The sequence below is a fragment of the Paenibacillus sp. tmac-D7 genome, from assembly GCF_006519665.1.
Lineage (GTDB): Bacteria > Bacillota > Bacilli > Paenibacillales > NBRC-103111 > Paenibacillus_G > Paenibacillus_G validus.
This window is the reverse complement of sequence record NZ_VIDW01000015.1, coordinates 14,189-31,280: the sequence shown is the minus strand read 5'-3', so window position 1 is coordinate 31,280 and position 17,092 is coordinate 14,189. Positions and strand designations below refer to the sequence as shown.

13 protein-coding genes and 1 pseudogene are annotated in these 17,092 nt (G+C 54.6%); 11 read left to right on the top strand and 3 right to left on the bottom strand.

From position 1 onward, the window contains the following. Positions 1 to 294: 294 nt before the first annotated feature. From FKP33_RS27695 to FKP33_RS12450, 7 genes and pseudogenes are all read left to right on the top strand, one after another. A complete protein-coding gene (locus tag FKP33_RS27695; protein ID WP_181410134.1) occupies positions 295 to 516 on the top strand; it encodes a S8 family serine peptidase in 222 nt (73 codons plus the stop codon). Positions 517 to 609: 93 nt separating this feature from the next. Continuing rightward, positions 610 to 1,848 (top strand): annotated as a pseudogene (locus tag FKP33_RS12475) (RHS repeat-associated core domain-containing protein); the annotation flags it as partial. A gap of 14 nt (positions 1,849 to 1,862) precedes the next feature. Further along, positions 1,863 to 2,417: a hypothetical protein gene (locus FKP33_RS12470; RefSeq protein WP_181410132.1), complete on the top strand. Its 555-nt coding sequence runs from the start codon at positions 1,863 to 1,865 to the stop codon at positions 2,415 to 2,417. 880 nt (positions 2,418 to 3,297) lie between these two features. Further along, positions 3,298 to 4,368 carry a galactose ABC transporter substrate-binding protein gene (locus FKP33_RS12465; protein WP_141335266.1) on the top strand — a complete coding sequence of 357 codons (1,071 nt, stop codon included), beginning with the start codon at positions 3,298 to 3,300 and terminating at the stop codon, positions 4,366 to 4,368. Positions 4,369 to 4,500: 132 nt separating this feature from the next. Beyond that, positions 4,501 to 6,018, top strand: coding sequence for a sugar ABC transporter ATP-binding protein (locus FKP33_RS12460; RefSeq protein WP_054799828.1), 1,518 nt, complete (start codon positions 4,501 to 4,503; stop codon positions 6,016 to 6,018). A gap of 16 nt (positions 6,019 to 6,034) precedes the next feature. Continuing rightward, positions 6,035 to 7,045, top strand: coding sequence for a galactose/methyl galactoside ABC transporter permease MglC (mglC, locus tag FKP33_RS12455; protein WP_127607912.1), 1,011 nt, complete (start codon positions 6,035 to 6,037; stop codon positions 7,043 to 7,045). 109 nt (positions 7,046 to 7,154) lie between these two features. Continuing rightward, on the top strand, positions 7,155 to 8,840 hold the full coding sequence (locus FKP33_RS12450) for a methyl-accepting chemotaxis protein (protein WP_141335265.1): 1,686 nt from the start codon (positions 7,155 to 7,157) through the stop codon (positions 8,838 to 8,840). Between the two features lie 130 nt (positions 8,841 to 8,970). Here FKP33_RS12450 and FKP33_RS12445 read toward each other — a convergent pair whose 3' ends face one another. Further along, positions 8,971 to 9,888, bottom strand: coding sequence for a M15 family metallopeptidase (locus FKP33_RS12445; RefSeq protein WP_141335263.1), 918 nt, complete (start codon positions 9,886 to 9,888; stop codon positions 8,971 to 8,973). 187 nt (positions 9,889 to 10,075) lie between these two features. On the opposite strand from FKP33_RS12445, the gene FKP33_RS12440 reads away from it, so the two are divergent. Next, positions 10,076 to 10,786 carry a DNA alkylation repair protein gene (locus tag FKP33_RS12440; protein ID WP_141335261.1) on the top strand — a complete coding sequence of 237 codons (711 nt, stop codon included), beginning with the start codon at positions 10,076 to 10,078 and terminating at the stop codon, positions 10,784 to 10,786. Positions 10,787 to 10,800: 14 nt separating this feature from the next. On the opposite strand, the gene nfsA is transcribed toward FKP33_RS12440, so the two are convergent. Then, positions 10,801 to 11,535 (bottom strand): oxygen-insensitive NADPH nitroreductase, encoded by a 735-nt coding sequence (gene nfsA, locus FKP33_RS12435; RefSeq protein WP_127607916.1) that lies wholly within the window; start codon positions 11,533 to 11,535, stop codon positions 10,801 to 10,803. A 224-nt stretch (positions 11,536 to 11,759) separates the two neighbouring features. On the opposite strand from nfsA, the gene queF reads away from it, so the two are divergent. Further along, positions 11,760 to 12,254, top strand: a complete 495-nt coding sequence (queF, locus tag FKP33_RS12430; RefSeq protein ID WP_054799830.1) for a preQ(1) synthase — start codon at positions 11,760 to 11,762, stop codon at positions 12,252 to 12,254. A 30-nt stretch (positions 12,255 to 12,284) separates the two neighbouring features. Further along, positions 12,285 to 13,295: an LLM class flavin-dependent oxidoreductase gene (locus FKP33_RS12425; protein WP_141335259.1), complete on the top strand. Its 1,011-nt coding sequence runs from the start codon at positions 12,285 to 12,287 to the stop codon at positions 13,293 to 13,295. A gap of 288 nt (positions 13,296 to 13,583) precedes the next feature. Here the strand turns inward: FKP33_RS12425 and FKP33_RS12420 are convergent, their stop codons facing one another. After that, positions 13,584 to 14,468: a polysaccharide deacetylase family protein gene (locus FKP33_RS12420; RefSeq protein ID WP_141335257.1), complete on the bottom strand. Its 885-nt coding sequence runs from the start codon at positions 14,466 to 14,468 to the stop codon at positions 13,584 to 13,586. Positions 14,469 to 14,665: 197 nt separating this feature from the next. Between FKP33_RS12420 and FKP33_RS12415 the strand changes: the two genes are divergently transcribed. Beyond that, complete coding sequence (locus FKP33_RS12415; protein WP_141335255.1) at positions 14,666 to 17,032, top strand: S-layer homology domain-containing protein; 2,367 nt, start codon at positions 14,666 to 14,668, stop codon at positions 17,030 to 17,032. Positions 17,033 to 17,092: the final 60 nt, after the last annotated feature.

The following is a 17,092-nucleotide window of genomic DNA, read 5'->3' as shown; positions in this document are numbered from 1 at the left end:
GCAGGAGGCCCTGAATTAACCGGATGGTTCGATAGCAAGGAGCCGAAACAGGCGCCCGCCGTTTCGGTTCACAAAAAGAATGATGACGATACCGAACAACAAATAAATGTAACCTTTAAGGACAAGCCTGATAAAGCCTTAATTACGAAGGCCAAAGGTAAGATAAGGCGGGATAGTAAGCATCTTCGTTCACTAGGCGTTACCGTCTCCAAGAAAGAAATCGAGAGCTTAAAGAGAAATCCCCAGATTCAATCGGTTGAGCCGGACATTGAGCTTTATGCTGCCGCACAGACCGTGGATTGGGGTGTCAATGTCGTACAAGCCACTTACGCATGGAACTTGGGATATAAGGGTAAAGGCGTTAAAGTAGCTGTGCTGGATACGGGTATTGCCTTGCGGCATGAAGATTTAAGAGTAACGGGAGGCGTGTCTTTTGTCGGGAACGGGGCTTCCTACGAGGATGACAACGGCCATGGTACGCATGTAGCGGGGGCGGGCGAGTTCGTTTACCTATGATCCCTTAAGTCGCATATCCACGTCCTCACAGTTTAACGAGACTTACGATTACGTTTCACGGGGGAATCGGACGGGCATGAAGACGGAGCATCCTTTCGAAGTCCGGATGCTGCTTACACGTATGATAAACGGGACCGACTAACCCAAGTTGTCCGTAAGGATGGCCCCACGGTATCTTACAAGTGTAACGGTGACGGCTTGCTGTGGGAGCGGACCGAGAACGGGGTGACGACGAGATATTATTGGGATGGCAGCCAATTGGTTGCCGAAGGAACCGCTACGGCTAATGGAGCAGCATTTCTTAAGGCTAGGTATATCCGAGGCAATGGACTGATAGCCAGACAGGATGCACTAGGCACTGCGTATTATCTGAATAACGGCCATGGAGACGTCGTCGAATTACGTGACCATACAGGTGCACGGCTAAACCACTACGCTTACGATATCTGGGGGAATAACGTTTCGCAAAGCGAGAGCATTCCGCAACCTTTTAGGTACAGTGGAGAGTTATGGGATAGTACAACAAGCTTGCAGTACCTCAGAGCGTGCTGGTATGATCCGAGTATGGGGCGGTTTATTAATAAGGATACGTATAAAGGGGACATGTGGAATCCGCTAACGTTGAATTTGTATACGTATGTGGAGAATAATCCATTGAAGTATATTGACCCCAGTGGACATAAGTATTGTGAGCAAAATTGTGACTACACCATATTTGTGGTTGCAGGAATTGAGACAAGTCAGGACTTTTTTGATGACTTAAAGCAGAAAGTTATAGACCAATATATTGCTGTGGGGAAGGATGTATTTGTAAAGGCGATTTTCCCTTACGTAGATAATTCAGCCAATATGGCAGGTCAAATGTTAGATGTTCGTCACGACATGATGCTTGCTGAGGATGACGCTCAATCTTCGATAGGTGGACAAGAGGTCAGAAAAAAAGTCAAGGACTATTTTGCAGGTGGTGAACTTGTTTTCATTGGTCATAGTGGTGGGGGAGTTGCTGGATACCATGGTGCAAAAGTTGCTGAAAAAGTAGATGGGTATACTGTGAAGCAAGTTGTTCAAATAGGCTCGCCAAAAGTAAGAATTTCCCCATCATTCCAAGAACGAGTTTCTTATTTGTATGATTTTTTGGACCCTGTGCCTCGACTTGGCACATGGGCAGGAGGATTTTTAGGACTAGATTCTGATAAATACGCCCCTGCTAATCGCCAAAGAATAGATATTATTGGTAATCATGCTGATTATTTTTCCCAAGATAAAGATGATAATGGAGTAACAAACTTAACTAAAACATTTAATGCTATTTGGCAGTGGATAAAGCCATAGAAAGGTGGTACGCCGTGGCAATTAAACGCAAAAGTATCCTTGTTATAAGTATTCTTTTGATTATCTCAGCATTTGTAATTTACATCTTTAACGGGTTGGCTAAGCCTGGTACGAAAATAACCGAAACAAGATTGAAGAGCGACTTGTCAAAGATTGGTAATGTTGAAGTGAAGGTCAAGAATAAATACATTGGAATTTTTGAGGACTTACTAAAAGACAAAGAACTCAAAATCATAAATAACCAAGTGGAAGAAGGAAGTCGTTATATTGAGGTGTCCGTCCAAAATAAAGAGGAATTTTCAAAACCTCTTGAAATTAGGTATGGCATGAGAGTTTGGTTATACCTAATAAATCACGAACTACCCTATCCAATATCTGCGGTAAGAATTTTAATTGATGAAAAGTGGGTGAACGATAAACAATATTCAGCTTTAATTCTTAAAGAAGAATTTCAGAGACTGTATTCAGAAATTGGCATAGTGGGTCAAATGAATGAAAATGAGGTAGTTGAAAAATTAACCGCTGTATGGGTGAGAAACAATAATTACGAGAGACGAGATTTGAAATAAGAAGCAATTAGCCACAATGCGAATAAACCCTCGTATTGTGGTTTTCTTTTTATGTATTGGGACAACCGACACCCCAACGCACCATGCACCGCATCGGGCGGGGGTGTAACCGTTAAATAGCAATGAACAATGAGCGATAAATAATTTTGAACACTATTTTCCAGTGGCTTTACATGGAGTGGTGGGCATGATAGCCTGCTTTGGCAAGGCAAAACCCAGTGGGGACGCCGCTTTTGCAATGAATCATGCCCACAGAGGCTCCATGTCAAGCCACGGTCATTTACCAGCGAAATGTTCATTCCTAATTATCGAAAAATGTTCAAAAGGACTTAACGGTTACAGGGGGAGGACGAAGCCAAGCAAATTCAGCTAATCATGATCTTTGATCAGGCCTTGCCCTCTAACTAATAGACGGAAATTCGTTAAAAAAATTTCCGGTCGGGGGGCTGAACATGCAAGGAGTCAAAGTTTCCATAGACCGTATTGTAGTCGATTTTACCAACGTGTATTGGAGTTTCTTTAATCCGCTCCGCCAATGGATATATGACTACTATAATGCCGCTTTTTACGTTAAGGATAAGGGGTTCAAATATCGTGTTCGAGTCAGAGAAGGGAAGCATTGGGTGTGTATCTCCTATCAATTGGTCTATGCTCGAATGTCGAGGAAACATATACTCCGAATAGGATGATTTTATATGTCGCACCATTTTCCCGATAACAAACGAAAAGCTTTCAAACCAATGTAAGCCAAAGGTTAAACACATGAGAATTTCGATAGAACACATGAGAATTTTGCATGGGAAAATCGAAATAAATCTACCATAATGAACATGTAAGCAGCACATTCCATTCAAACAAGTAAATGGGAGGTCTTTAGACAATGAACAAAAAAGTGGTATCCATGGTAGTCGCAGCTGCTCTGGCGGCAACGGTTGCAGGTTGCGGCTCTTCGGGCAAAACCGGGGCGAACACAGGCGCTGCGCCGGCGGCTAGCTCTAGCTCCGGCGGAGCGGCGGCAGCTCAGCCGACGATCGGCGTCGCGATCTACAAATTTGACGATACGTTCATGACCGGCGTTCGGAACGCCATTTCCGCAGCAGCCGAAGGCAAAGCGAAGGTCGACATCGTAGACAGCCAAAACTCGCAGCCGACGCAAAACGATAAAGTCGACCTGTTCATCACGAAAAAAGTAAACGGTCTGGCGATCAACGCCGTTGACCGTACGGCAGCGGGCGTCATTATCGACAAAGCGAAAGGCGCGAACATTCCGGTCGTCTTCTTCAACCGCGAGCCGCTGGCCGACGATATGAAGAAATGGGATAAAGTCTATTATGTCGGCGCGAAAGCGGAGCAGTCCGGTACGATGTCCGGCCAATTGGTCGTAGACTACTTCAAATCCCATCCGGAAGCGGATAAAAACAAAGACGGCGCGCTTCAATACGTCATGCTGAAAGGCGAGCCGGGTCACCAGGACGCCGAGCTGCGCACGAAGTTCTCCGTGAAAGCGGTCGAAGACGCCGGCATCAAGGTCGAGAAGCTCGCGGAAGACACGGCGATGTGGGATCGTGTAAAAGGTCAGGAGAAAATGGCCGCGTTCCTCGCGTCCCATGGCGATAAAATTGAAGCGGTCTTCGCGAACAACGACGACATGGCGCTCGGCGCGATCGAAGCATTGAAGGCGAAAGGGTACTTCAAAGACAACAAATACATTCCGGTTGTCGGCGTAGACGCGACGGCTCCTGCGCTGAAAGCGCTTGAAGACGGCACGATGCTTGGAACCGTATTGAACGACGCGAAAAACCAGGGTAAAGCGACGCTCAATCTGGCGCAAGTGTTAGCTTCCGGCCAAACGCCATCCAAAGACAACATCGGTTATGAGCTCACAGACGGCAAATACGTATGGGTTCCTTATAAAAAAATTACAAAAGAAAACATGAACGACGCGAAATAAGACAGCGTAGAAATCGGGGCAGGGGCAAGGGAGAATGCATGCTTAAGCCCTTGCCCTTTTCCATGTTATTTCCCTCATAAGCCTCTGAATGTCAGAGGGCGAGGCGTTTCAGGCGCAAGGAGGCGTTAATCAATGACGGAAACCCGTTATTTGCTTGAGATGAATCAAATTACGAAAGAATTTCCCGGCGTGAAGGCGCTGGACGGGGTCACCCTCAAGGTGCGCCCGGGTACGGTTCACGCGCTGATGGGGGAGAACGGCGCGGGTAAATCGACGCTGATGAAATGTTTATTCGGCATCTATAAGCCGGACGGCGGCGACATCATCCTGGAAGGCCGTCAAGTGAGCATTAACCATTCGAAGGATGCGCTGAGTATGGGAGTCTCCATGATTCATCAAGAGCTGCATCCCGTTCCGTTCCGCAATGTGATGGAAAACATCTGGCTCGGCCGGTTTCCGGTGAAAGGCTTCGGGCCGTTCAAAATAGTCGATCATAAGAAAATGTATGAAGATACCGTCAAGCTTTTTCAAGACCTGGACATGGATATCGATCCGTACACGATCGTTCGCGAGCTGTCCGTGTCGAAAATCCAATCGCTCGAAATCGCCAAGGCCGTTTCCTTCCGATCCAAAGTCATTGTCATGGATGAGCCGACATCTTCCCTGACCGGCAACGAGGTCGAGCAATTATTTAAGATCATTCATCAATTGCGCAGTCGCGGCGTCTCCATTATTTATATCTCTCACAAAATGGAGGAGATTTTGCGGATTTCCGACGATGTCACGATCATGCGCGACGGCAGGCTGATCGGCACTTGGGAGGCCAAAGAGCTGACGACCGACCTGATCATTCAGCGAATGGTCGGACGCGATCTCAGTCAACGCTTCCCGGAACGGCATAATACGCCGGGCGACGTGCTGATGAAGGTAGACGGGCTGACGAGCCCGCACCCCAAATCGTTCCGCGACGTATCGTTCGAGCTGCGCAAAGGCGAGGTGCTCGGTGTCGGCGGATTGGTGGGCGCCCAGCGGACGGAGCTGATCGAAGCGTTGTTCGGTCTGCGCACGGTCGCTTCGGGCGAGATCCACATCCACGGGAAGAAAGTGAAGATCAAGACGCCGATCGACGCGAAGAAGCACAAGATCGCGCTGCTCACGGAAGAACGCCGGGTGACCGGGATTTTTCCGGTGCTGAACATTAAAGAGAACACGATCATCGCCAACCTGGACCGCTATTTGAATCCGTTGAAGCTGGTCAATGATCATAAAGCCCGGATCGATACGGATCAAAATATCGGGAAGCTGCGGGTCAAAACCCCGAATTACAAGACGCTGATCAAAAATTTATCGGGCGGCAATCAGCAAAAGGTGCTGCTTGCACGTTGGCTGCTTACCGAACCTGAAATTTTGATGCTGGACGAACCGACTCGCGGCATCGACGTCGGTGCGAAGTTCGAAATTTACTCGATCATTGCCGATCTGGCCAAGCAGGGCAAAAGTATCATCATGATTTCTTCGGAGATGCCCGAACTGCTCGGGATGTCGGACCGGATCATGGTCATGTCTGACGGACGTCTGTCCGGCATTATAGACGGTGCTAAAGCGACCGAAGAAGAAATCATGCGCCTGGCTGCCAAGCACCTGGGTTAACGGAGGGAATAGGAACATGGATACAAAAAAACTAACCGGGTTCGTCACCCAAAACGCCATTTACATCGTGTTGATCCTGCTGGTGGTCGGGATTGCCTTTAAAGATCCGCGCTTTTTGTCCGTCGATATTCTCCGGGATATTTTGCTGCAAAACTCGACGCGGGCCATTATCGCTCTAGGGGCCGCCTTCATCCTGATTACGGGCGGCACCGACTTGTCCTCCGGACGCGTCGTCGGTTTATCGGCGGTGTTGTCGGCCTCGATGCTGCAGATCAGCGATTACCCGAGACGCTTCTTCCCCGACCTGCCTGAGCTGTGGGTAGGGCTTCCGATTGTGTTCGGCATTCTCGCAGGCTTGATCGTCGGGCTTATCAACGGCTGGGTGGTGGCGAAGCTCAATGTGCCGCCGTTCATTGCCACCTTAGGCACGATGGTCATCGTATACGGCGTCAACTCGATTTACTTCGATATGAAACCGAACGAATCGCAGCCGATTGCAGGGTTGCGCAAAGATTTTACGGACATCGGATCCGGGTTTGTCGGGCCTAACGGGCCGTACTCCATTCCTTACATTGTCATTATCGCGGTCATCGTGTCGCTTATCGTGTGGGTTATTTTCAATAAAACACGGCTGGGCAAAAACATGTACGCCATCGGCGGCAACGTGCAGGCGGCGACCGTATCCGGGATTAACGTTGCACGCAACCTGATCTACATCTACGCGATCGCAGGTGCGCTGTACGGCCTCGGCGGGGTTCTCGAAGCGGCGCGAACCGGCGGCGCGACGAACAACTACGGGAACATGTATGAGCTTGACGCCATTGCGGCATGCGTTGTCGGGGGCGTATCGACGGCTGGCGGGATCGGTACGGTGCCGGGCGTGCTGGCCGGCGTGCTGATCTTCGGGGTCATCAACTACGGCTTGACCTTCGTCGGAGTGAGTCCTTACTGGCAATTGATTATTAAAGGCTTAATCATCGTCGCGGCGGTCGCTTTCGACATCCGCAAATACTTGGCTAAGAAATAATGATGGACAGAGGCTGCCAGCGAGAAACTGGCAGCTTTTTTAACAATAGCGGTTGGCGGTGAGGGTGTGCCGGCATATCCGACATGACCGTAAAGGGGGCGCTGTCAGCATGACGTTGAGACAAAAAGTGGTTGGTGTTTTTATCGTCATTTCGTTGCTCGTTACTTTGAACAGCTTGTTTTCATTCTTATTCTTAAAGCAGATGCAAGGCTCCTACAAGTCCTTGATCGACAGGGGACTAGCCGTTCTTGAGCAGGTCGGGGGCATCCGCGAACAGACGGAACGGCAAAACTCGCTGCTGTTCGGCCTGTTGGTCGATCCGTCGAAGGAGAAAGAACAGGTTCTTGCAACCGTGAATGCGAAGTTGTCGGAATCGATCGCGCAGCTCGAGCAGCTGTCGGAAACCGATGAAGAGCGGAGCGAGGTGCGGAAGCTGGCCGAAGCGAACGCCACGTTCGCCCGTTTGACGCAGAAAATTACGGATTACCTCAACCGGGGTGAGCCGGGGCTTGCGAGGACGGAAGCGTTAATGTGGTCGATCCCGTTGTCGGAAACGTTGACCCAATCCTCGACGCGCATTCAACAGATCGAGCAGCAGCTGATGACGGGGAAGCAAGCGGCGAACGAGCAGTTGGTTGCGAAGACGATCCGCTCGCTGATCGGGGTAAGCGCCGCTGCGTTGGCGTTCGCTATAGCGGCCGGATTTCTGCTCTCGCGCTTTATCGTCAAGCCGCTTCGCGCTATGGCGCAGGCGGCCGCAGCTATCGCGTCCCGCGATTTGACGGTTTCCGATATCCAAGTGACAAGCTGCGACGAGATAGGCAAGCTGGCGTCGGCCTTTAATGGAATGAAAGCGGAGCTGCGGACCATGGTCATGGAGCTGACCGAGCATGCGGAAGAGGTGGCGGGCGCTGCTGAGCGGCTGAGCGGCAGCTCGGAGCAGGTCAGCCATTCGCTTGAGCGGATCACGGAGATCGTCGGGGATATCGCAACCGGCACGTCGGAGCAGATGCAATCCGTCAACGAAAGTGTCTCTTTGATGGAAACGATGTCGCGTTCCGTCGATCACATCGCCGGTGCGACAACAACGGCGGATGCCAAATCGTCGGCCGCCCTTACAACCGCGGCCGGGGGCAGACAAGCCATCGCCACCGTAAGCGGGCAAATGGACTCGATCCGCAGCACGATGACCGTCATGGCCGAAGGCGTCTCGCGGTTAGGCAGCCGGACGATGGAGATCATGAAGGTGAACGAAGCGATCGCCGCCATCGCGAAGCAAACGAACATGCTGGCGCTGAACGCATCGATCGAATCGGCGCGAGCCGGCGAAGCGGGCAAAGGCTTCGCGGTCGTCGCGGAAGAAGTGCGTAAGCTGGCCGTTCAGACGTCCGCCGCAGCCGGCAAGGTTGTGGAGATGATAGCAGGCATTTCGCAAGAGAAGGACCGGGTTATCGCCTCGACGCAAACGGGGTTGCGCGAGGTGGAAACCGGTATGGACGTCGTGCGGCACGCAGGCGACGCGTTTCACCGCATCCAGCAGTCCGTCGAAGAAGCGGCGCTCTGCATCGGAGAAGCGGGCGATCAGTCCGGGCACGTCGTGCGGCAATCGCACAGCGTCGTAGACAAGGTGCGGCAGGTACAGACGATTGCCGAAAGGGCCGTAGCCCATACGCAGGATGTCTCAGCGAGCGTAGAGGAGCAGTACGCCTCGATGGAGGAGGTGGTTTCATCGGCCGAGGTGCTGCATACGATGTCCGGCCGGTTGTCCGCCCTGATCGGCCAATTCCGGGTGTAATCTCGAGAGTCAGGCTGCAGGCGCAACCGGATGTCTCCAAGCAAGCGTCCTGTACAGCGCCCCGAGCCCGCGCTTGCAAGCACGGGCCTTGCAAACACGGGCTATACAGCACCGGGCCTCGCAGCAAGCGTTACTTTGCCTTGTTCACCGGTACGCCCTTGGCTGTGTACTCCTCCAGCGTCAGCCCTTGCTTCACGATATCCTTGGCGAGATCCACGCCGACATAACGCAAATGCCACGGCTCGTACTGGTAGCCGGTAATGGCTTCCTTGCCTTTCGGGTAGCGGATGATGAAGCCGTATTCGTGGGCATGCTCCGCCAGCCATTTGGCTTCTTGGGTCGCGCCGAAGCAGTCTTGGGCCGGACATTTGCCGTTGCTGCCGGCAACGTCGATGGCCAGCCCCGTTTCGTGCTCGCTGTGGCCGGGCTTGGCGCTGTACTTGTTCGCCTTTTCTTCCCCTTCCTGCTTCACGTAGTTGTTGTAGAGGGCCGTTTGCGTTTCGTGCGAACGGTAGGCGGATACACCGGCCAGCGGTAGTCCGGCATCCTTAGCGGCCTGGAACAGTTTCTCCAGGGCAGCGGCCGCTTCCTTGCGCATTTTGCGTTTCTCCAGCTTTTCCTTGAACGTAAAAGGCACGTTCGGATCGACCAGATCCTGCGGCTTGTAGTCTTCCGGCAGCTTGGAGGTTTTGTTGACGAGCACAGCGATCTCCGCAGGCTTAGCGACCACTTGAACGGCCTCGCCCTTGGAAGCGCCGGGTGCAGTCGAGCTGCCGCTTGCCCCTTTGGGGTCCGGCTTTGTGTTCGTACTGTCTGTCCCTGGCGCCGGTGCTGCCGGCTGGACGGGCTTCGTCCCGGCGTCGCCGCCCGATGCTTGCGGATTCGTGCCGTTTGCGCCGGAATTCGGCGCTTCCGAAGCAGGGGGCGTTGTCGGAACGGCGGTTTGTCCCGCCGCGTTCTGGGAAGACGCATCGCCGCAGCCGGAAGCGATAACCAGCAGGCAGGCGAGTGCGCCCACCGTATACCAGGTGGGTCGAGCATTTCGCATGATGATAATTCCTTCTTTCGCAAGTGATGATATCTGTTAGACGGAACCGGTTCTCCAAAGGTTCCGGTCCTTGTGCCCGAATCCTTCTATTGTACCGCTCAGCGTCCGGCGATTCAACGGATCGATCCGCGTCTCTTGCCGAAGTTGTCGAGGTGGCGTACATTTAGACTAAAAAGGGTTGAAGAACATGACGACGAAAGAGAAGTCGGCGGTGCTGGAGCCCCGGATTTATACGGATAAGCTGGAGGCTTGGTTAAGGCCGTATGCCGATGAGGAAAAGGCGGGACCGATGCGGGCCTATATGCGGGATCAGTTCGCTTTTCTGGGCATTCGGTCGCCGGAGCTAAAGCAGCTGATGCGCGAATTAATCAAGGAGCATGGAATTCCCGTCGGGGACCGGCTGCAGGAAACATTGCGCATGCTATGGCGTCTGCCGGAGCGGGAGTTCCAGTACGCGGCCCTGGTGCTGCTGGACAAGCGGGAGCGGACCTTGTCCGCGGAGCACCTCGCGCTGCTTGAAGAGCTGATTGTAACGAAGCCGTGGTGGGATACGGTCGATCTGTTGGCCGGCCATGCGGTAGGCGCCATCCTGAGCAGACGTCCCGATCTGATCGAGACCTATGCGGACAGGTGGATAAACTCCGATTCGATGTGGCTGCAGCGCACGGCGCTTCTGTTTCAGCTCCGGTACAAGTCCGGTACGGACGCGGAGTTGTTATTCCGGTTAATCCGGCAGTGCGCCGATTCGAAGGAGTTTTTCATCCGCAAGGCGATCGGCTGGGCGCTGCGCGAGTATTCCAAAACAGACGAGACTGCGGTGCGCCGCTTCGTGGCCGAGACGGCGCTCTCTCCGCTCAGCGCCCGGGAGGCGCTGAAGTACATGGACCGCAAACGCTGAATCGTACGGAACCGTTAATCGAGCCGAAACCCTTGTCCCTCCAAAAACGGCCGAATGTGCGCCCGCACCGGCTTCCGGTACTTGTCCGCAATGCCGCGCGACCAGTTCGTTAACGTCCGGCCTTGCGTACGTACTTTGTAATATTCGTGCATCGTGCGGTCGTAAGCCTCTATGCCGCTGCGGACGGCTTCGTCGCTATAGGCGTTCTCGTGCAGCAGGCCTGCAAGCGGCAGCCGGGGGCGAATCGTCGGCTCCTGATCGGGGACGCCGATGCACAGCCCGAAGATCGGATAGACCAGCTGCGGCAGCTCGAGCAGCCGGCTGACTTCATCGGGCGCGTTGCGGATGCCGCCGATGTAACAGACGCCGAGGCCGAGCGATTCGGCGGCTACGGCGGCATTTTGCGCGGCGAGCGCGGCGTCGACGGTGGCGACGATGAAGCTTTCGGCGTTCTGATGGAACGGCTCGCCGTGCTGCGCTGTGGCGATCTGCAGCCGGTTCAGGTCGGCGCAGAAGACCAGGAACATGCCGTTATGCGCCACGTACGTTTGATTGCCGGCGAGGCGGGCGAGCGTTTGTTTTTTATCCGGATCGGACACCGCGACGATGCTGTATGCTTGCACGTTGCTGGATGACGACGCCATCTGGGCCGAGGTCACGATCGCCTCGAGCTGTTCCTTTCGCAGTGGAATGTCTTTGAATTTGCGGATGGAACGGTGGCTTTGCAGCAGCTGAATGACGGCATTCATGGAACGTGTACCTCCAGGTTTATTTTGTCATATGCTTCCATATTATCGAAATCGTTATTCCGCCGTCAAACCGGCAGCTCGCGAGCCCGGGCACAGACGCGGCAGGGTGCCGTTTTTCCCGCAGGAGAAGGCGGGGGAGGCGGCGCTCCGGCGTGTTTTTTCATAGACAATGCGATATAATGGGACTCGTACCCAGCGTGCGATTGCGAAAGGAGACACTTACTATGGCAGGCAGGAAAGAAGACGAACTGGACTTGACGCTGCTCGGCAACGAGAAAACGAAATACCCGATGGAGTATGCGCCGCAAATGCTCGAGTCCTTCGATAATAAACATCCTTACCGGGACTATTTTGTGAAGTTTAACTGTCCGGAGTTCACCAGTCTGTGCCCGATTACGGGCCAGCCGGATTTCGCGACGATCTATATTAGCTATATCCCCGATATTCGGATGGTTGAGAGCAAGTCGCTGAAGCTGTACTTGTTCAGCTTCCGCAACCATGGCGATTTCCACGAGGACTGCATGAACATCATCATGAACGATCTGATCAAGCTGATGGACCCGAAATACATCGAAGTATGGGGCAAATTTACGCCGCGCGGGGGCATTTCAATCGATCCGTACTGCAATTATGGCCGCCCCGGCACCAAATACGAGCAGATGGCCGAGCATCGGCTGCTGAACCACGACTTGTATCCGGAAAAAGTCGACAACCGCTAAAGGTTGGCGCTGCGAGAGGAGACGGCTGCGATGTTGAAGCTGGGCATATTGGATCAATCGCCGGTGTTCCCCGGCTATCAGGCGGGCGACGCGATTCGGCATACCGTCGAATTGGCGAAACAGACTGAGCGCTGGGGCTACTCGCGCTTCTGGGTGTCGGAGCATCACGACACGTCGCGACTGGCCGGCTCATCGCCGGAGGTGCTGCTCGCGGCGCTCGGTGCGCACACGTCGCGCATCCGCATCGGCTCGGCCGGCGTGCTGCTGCCGCACTACAGCCCGTTCAAGGTCGCGGAAAATTTCCGCGTCCTTGAAGCGCTGTATCCCGGCCGCGTCGATCTCGGCATCGGCCGGGCCCCCGGCGGGATGCCGATCGCTTCGCAGGCGCTGCGCTACGGGCGGCCGAAGGAGCGGGATGAGCTGTTCGGCGAGACGTTGCGCGACTTGGCCGGATTTTTAAGCGACCGGCTGGAGCCCGGCCACCGGTTCGAGGGCGTGCGCGCGGCTCCGCTGGTGGAGACGGCGCCCGACATTTGGCTGCTCGGCTCGAGCGGCTTCAGCGCGGAACGCGCGGCCGAGCTTGGGGCGGCGTTCTCGTTCGCCCATTTCATTAACGGCGACGGCGGCCATGAGGCGATGCGGCGTTATTTCGCCGATTACCGGCCGGGGCCGCTCGGCCGCGCTCCCCGCGCGAATGTATGCGTGATGGTCATCTGCGCCGATACCGAAGAGGAAGCGGAGCGGATCGCTGTGCCGCTCGATCTGTCGATCCTGCTGCGCGAGCAGGGCCAATTTCAGCGGCCGTTCCCGACCTGCGAGGAGGCCGTCGCCTACCCGTACACGGAGTGGGACCGGCTGCGCATCCAAGTGAACCGAAACCGGATGATCGTCGGCGATCCCAAGCAGGCGAAAGCGCGTATGCTTGCGTTCAGCGAGGAGTACGGGGTGAACGAGCTCATCGTCGTCACCGTCACGGCCGATCCGCAAGCCCGGCTGCGCTCCTACGAGCTGCTCGCGGAGGCGTTCGCGCTGCGCGGTTGAGCGCGCCGGGTACGGTGACGTCTAGCCGGGCGCAGCAGTGCGGCGCATGCCGCCGCTGCGAAACCCGGTGCGTGCAGCTCGCATCGCTGGCTTTCGCCGGAATTGGCGGAACGCCGGTATCTGCATTTGGCTGGAATCAGGCAGCTAAATCGAAATAGCGGAACAGAGGTATCTTATTCGCCGCCAAAACGGGCCTTGAGCCCTGACTTTTGGAACAATAAGGTATCACCGTTCCGCTATTTTTGTTAAGTACGGCTCATTCCGTGGGAATAGCGAACGTTAGTTCCGCTATTGTACAGGGACGGATCGAGCCCCTGCCGGTTTATGGACGCGTTCGACCCGCAATTGAATTTGCTTATCCAGATGCTCCGGCTTGATGCTCGGGTTGCCCGCATTGATGCGCGGGATTTCCATGGGATTGGAGCTGCGCGTCGCCATCTCGCTGACGATCGTGAACGCGTACCGGAATCCGGCGTCCCGTATAAGAGACTTGGCCGTATCCGAGAAAATGCCGAACGGATAGGCATACGCCTTGGCTGCGTCCGGGCTGCCGTACAGCTCTTGCAGCCGCTGCGCGCATGCTTGGCTGTCCTGGCTTACCCTCTCGATATACTGCGCTTCGTTCTCCGGACCGCCGCCTGTTTCGAGCCGGCCGGTCAACGCTCCTTCACGTCCTGCTTTATAATGCAGCGCGTTAGAGTGACACTGTACGTCGAACATCCCGGCCCGGTAGCCGAGCAGCTCGCGGATATTTTCCCGGCTCAGCGCCGGAATCGAGGGGTCGTCGGGAGCAGCCAAATCCTGCGTGACGATAAAATTAACCGCGGGGATATCGAGTTCTTTTAGAATCGGAAACGCATAGTCATAGAAGCTTCTGTACCCGTCGTCGAACGTAACGAGCACCGCCTTCTCGGGCACGGGGGCCCCTTCGTAAAATCGGATGAATTCGGAGAGCGAGATGAAGGTGTAGCCTTGTTTTTTTAAATACGACAGCTGGTCGCGAAACAGAGCGCTGCTGACGGTGCTTGAGCTTTGGTCCGTGTCGTGTACGTGGTGGTACATCAGTACGGCGACTTGATCGCGGTACGTCTGCTTCGGATTCGTTCCCCACAGCTCAAGCAGGCTGATGAGTATTACAGCGACCAGAAGGCCGGTCAACAACTTTCGCGTCATGGTCTAATCTCCTTCAAGGCCCGGTAGGGTCTATATACAGTTATAGCGATTAGCCCGGGAAATTTCAAGCAAGCGTGAGCCCTGCGCCCGCTGAACGTATTTTTTTATGCATCGGCGCGTCGCTTCGGCAACTTTTTCCATGGTGAGGGCGTCAATATAGTGGATTGATAAGCCTTCATAAGGAGAGGAAGATTCGCTTGAAACTGATCAAAAAAGCCAGCTCGATCGCCGTCGCCTCCGCACTCCTTCTTACCTATGCTCCGCTTGCCTGGGCGGACGAAGCGGCATCTCCGTCAAGCAGCGTCGGCGCACCGGCGAAAGGCAAGGAAGAGACGCTGCCAAGCAACGTGAACATTACGAAAGAACGGGCCATCGAATTGGCCAAATCGTACATCGACCTTCCCGAAGGGTATGCGCTGCAATCGGTTAACCTGAATGCTTACGCGGTGTTCCGGCAGAAACCGGTTCCGACTTGGAATCTGTACTACGCCAAGAGATCGAAAGATCACGATTACGGCAGCATCAACATCACGATCAACGGGTTAACCGGCAAACTGACAGGGTACTCTTTCTATAACAACGATCCGAATTACAAACCGAGTTACCCGCCGAAAGTGAACTTCCAAGGTGCGAAGGAAATCGCGTCCCAATGGATCGATAAGCTGAACCCGGCAGACCGGAAGGAGCTTCGTTACAACGACCGCCAAGAACAATCGTTCCGCCCGCCGTTGAACGGCGATTATCAGTACAATATCCGCTTCGATCGTCTCGTCGGGGACGTGCCTTTTCCGCAGGATGGCATTCAAGTGTCCGTGAACGGAGAAGGCCAGGTAACCGGTTACAGCTATTCGTGGACCGATGCCGTGAAGTTCGAGCAGGGCGTAACTCCGATTGGCTTGGAGAAGGCGGCTCAAGCGTTCCGCGACAAAGCGGATGTGAGCCTCTCGTATCAAGTGCCGTACGAATCCCGCGGTGAGAAGAAGCCGCTGATCTCGTATGGGATGAGTACGTTTTTCTTGGCTGCGGCGAAGGGCGAACCGTGGAGCCCCAGCGATTTGCCGCTGATCTCCTCTGGAGAACGGAAACCGTTGACGGACCAGCCACTTGGGGATGCGCCGTCTGCAAGCCTCAATTTGTCCAAGGAAGAAGCGGCAGGGAAAGTCTTGAGCGTCTTCAAGCTGCCGCAGGATGCGAAGCTGGAGGATGCTTCTTATAATGAGTATACGAACCCGGAAACGGGCAAAACCGAAGCCAATTGGAACTTGCGCTGGAACCTGGCCCCGGACAAAGATACGCTGGGCAAGGGCGAGAATATGGTCTGGGCGAGCGTGAACAGCCATACCGGCGAAATCAGGAACTTTAACCGGAACCTGTACATGGAGTCGTCCAAACCGATCGAACCGAAAGTATCGGCGGAGGACGCTTCGTCCAAAGCGGTGGAGCTGGTGAAGCAGCAGCTGCCTGCTTATACCCATCAGCTCGTGCTGGATGCGGGCGTCTTGAAGCAAATTCCCGAAGAACGGCTGAAGAACATGCGTACTTGGGACGTGCGCTTTAACCGCGTCATTGACGGCGTCGCTGCCGGCGGAGAGGGTGTGAACATCAGCATCGACCGGGAAACGGGCGATATCGTCAACTACTACTTCTCTTTCAGCGAAAGGCCTTATCCGCAGCACAAGCCGGATGTGATCGCCCTCGATAAGGCAAAGGAGCTGCTGTTCTCGCAATACGATATCGAACTGTCGTACGTGCTTGATCAAGGGATTACTCCTTATCTGTCGAGCGGCCTGGCGGATAAATACAAGCTGATGGTAGCCTCCGGCGAGATTTCGCCGGGTATGCAGCCAGGCTCGGGTACGGACATAGCGCCGGAAGCAAAGCTGGTGTACGGCCTGGTGCCGAAGTATACAAGGGAGCCGTTCTTCCTGGATGCGCAAACCGGCCAATGGCGCAGCGCTACGACGGGCGAGCCGATTACGCTGGAGAAAGCGGTCGCTACGGATATCGAGGGCCACTGGGCGCAGCGAGAGCTTCAATTGATGCTCGACTATCAAGCACTCGACGTCAAAGACGGCAAAGTGAACCCGCAGCAGGCGATGACCCGCGGGGAAATGATCAAAATGCTCGTCATTGCCATGAACGGCGGCAATTACGGCATTTATTACGCGAGCGACCGGACGGCCTCCTTCGCCGATGTGAAGAACGGCTCGACCTACTTCGCGTACGTCGAGAATGCCGTAGACCGCGGACTCCTCGACCCGGGAGCCGAGTTCAACCCGAACGCGATCATGACGCGGGAAGAAATGGCGCAGCTGATCGTTCGCGCGCTCGGCTACAAAAACTTGGCCGAATACGAGGCGGTATTTAACGCCAATATCGCGGATGCAGCCAAGCTGAAGCATATCGGTCAAGTCGCCATCGTCGTCGGCTTGAACATCATGTCGCTGACGGACGGCAGCTTTAGTCCGGACGAAGAAGTCACGCGGGCGGCAGCGGCAACGGCATTTTTCCGTTACTTGCAGAAGCGGGCGGAGCTGCAGCAGCCCCCGCGCTATTACTACTAAAAAATGACCAAAAGCACTGCCTCCGGGCAGTGCTTTATTCGTAGAAGCTGGAGCGAAGTA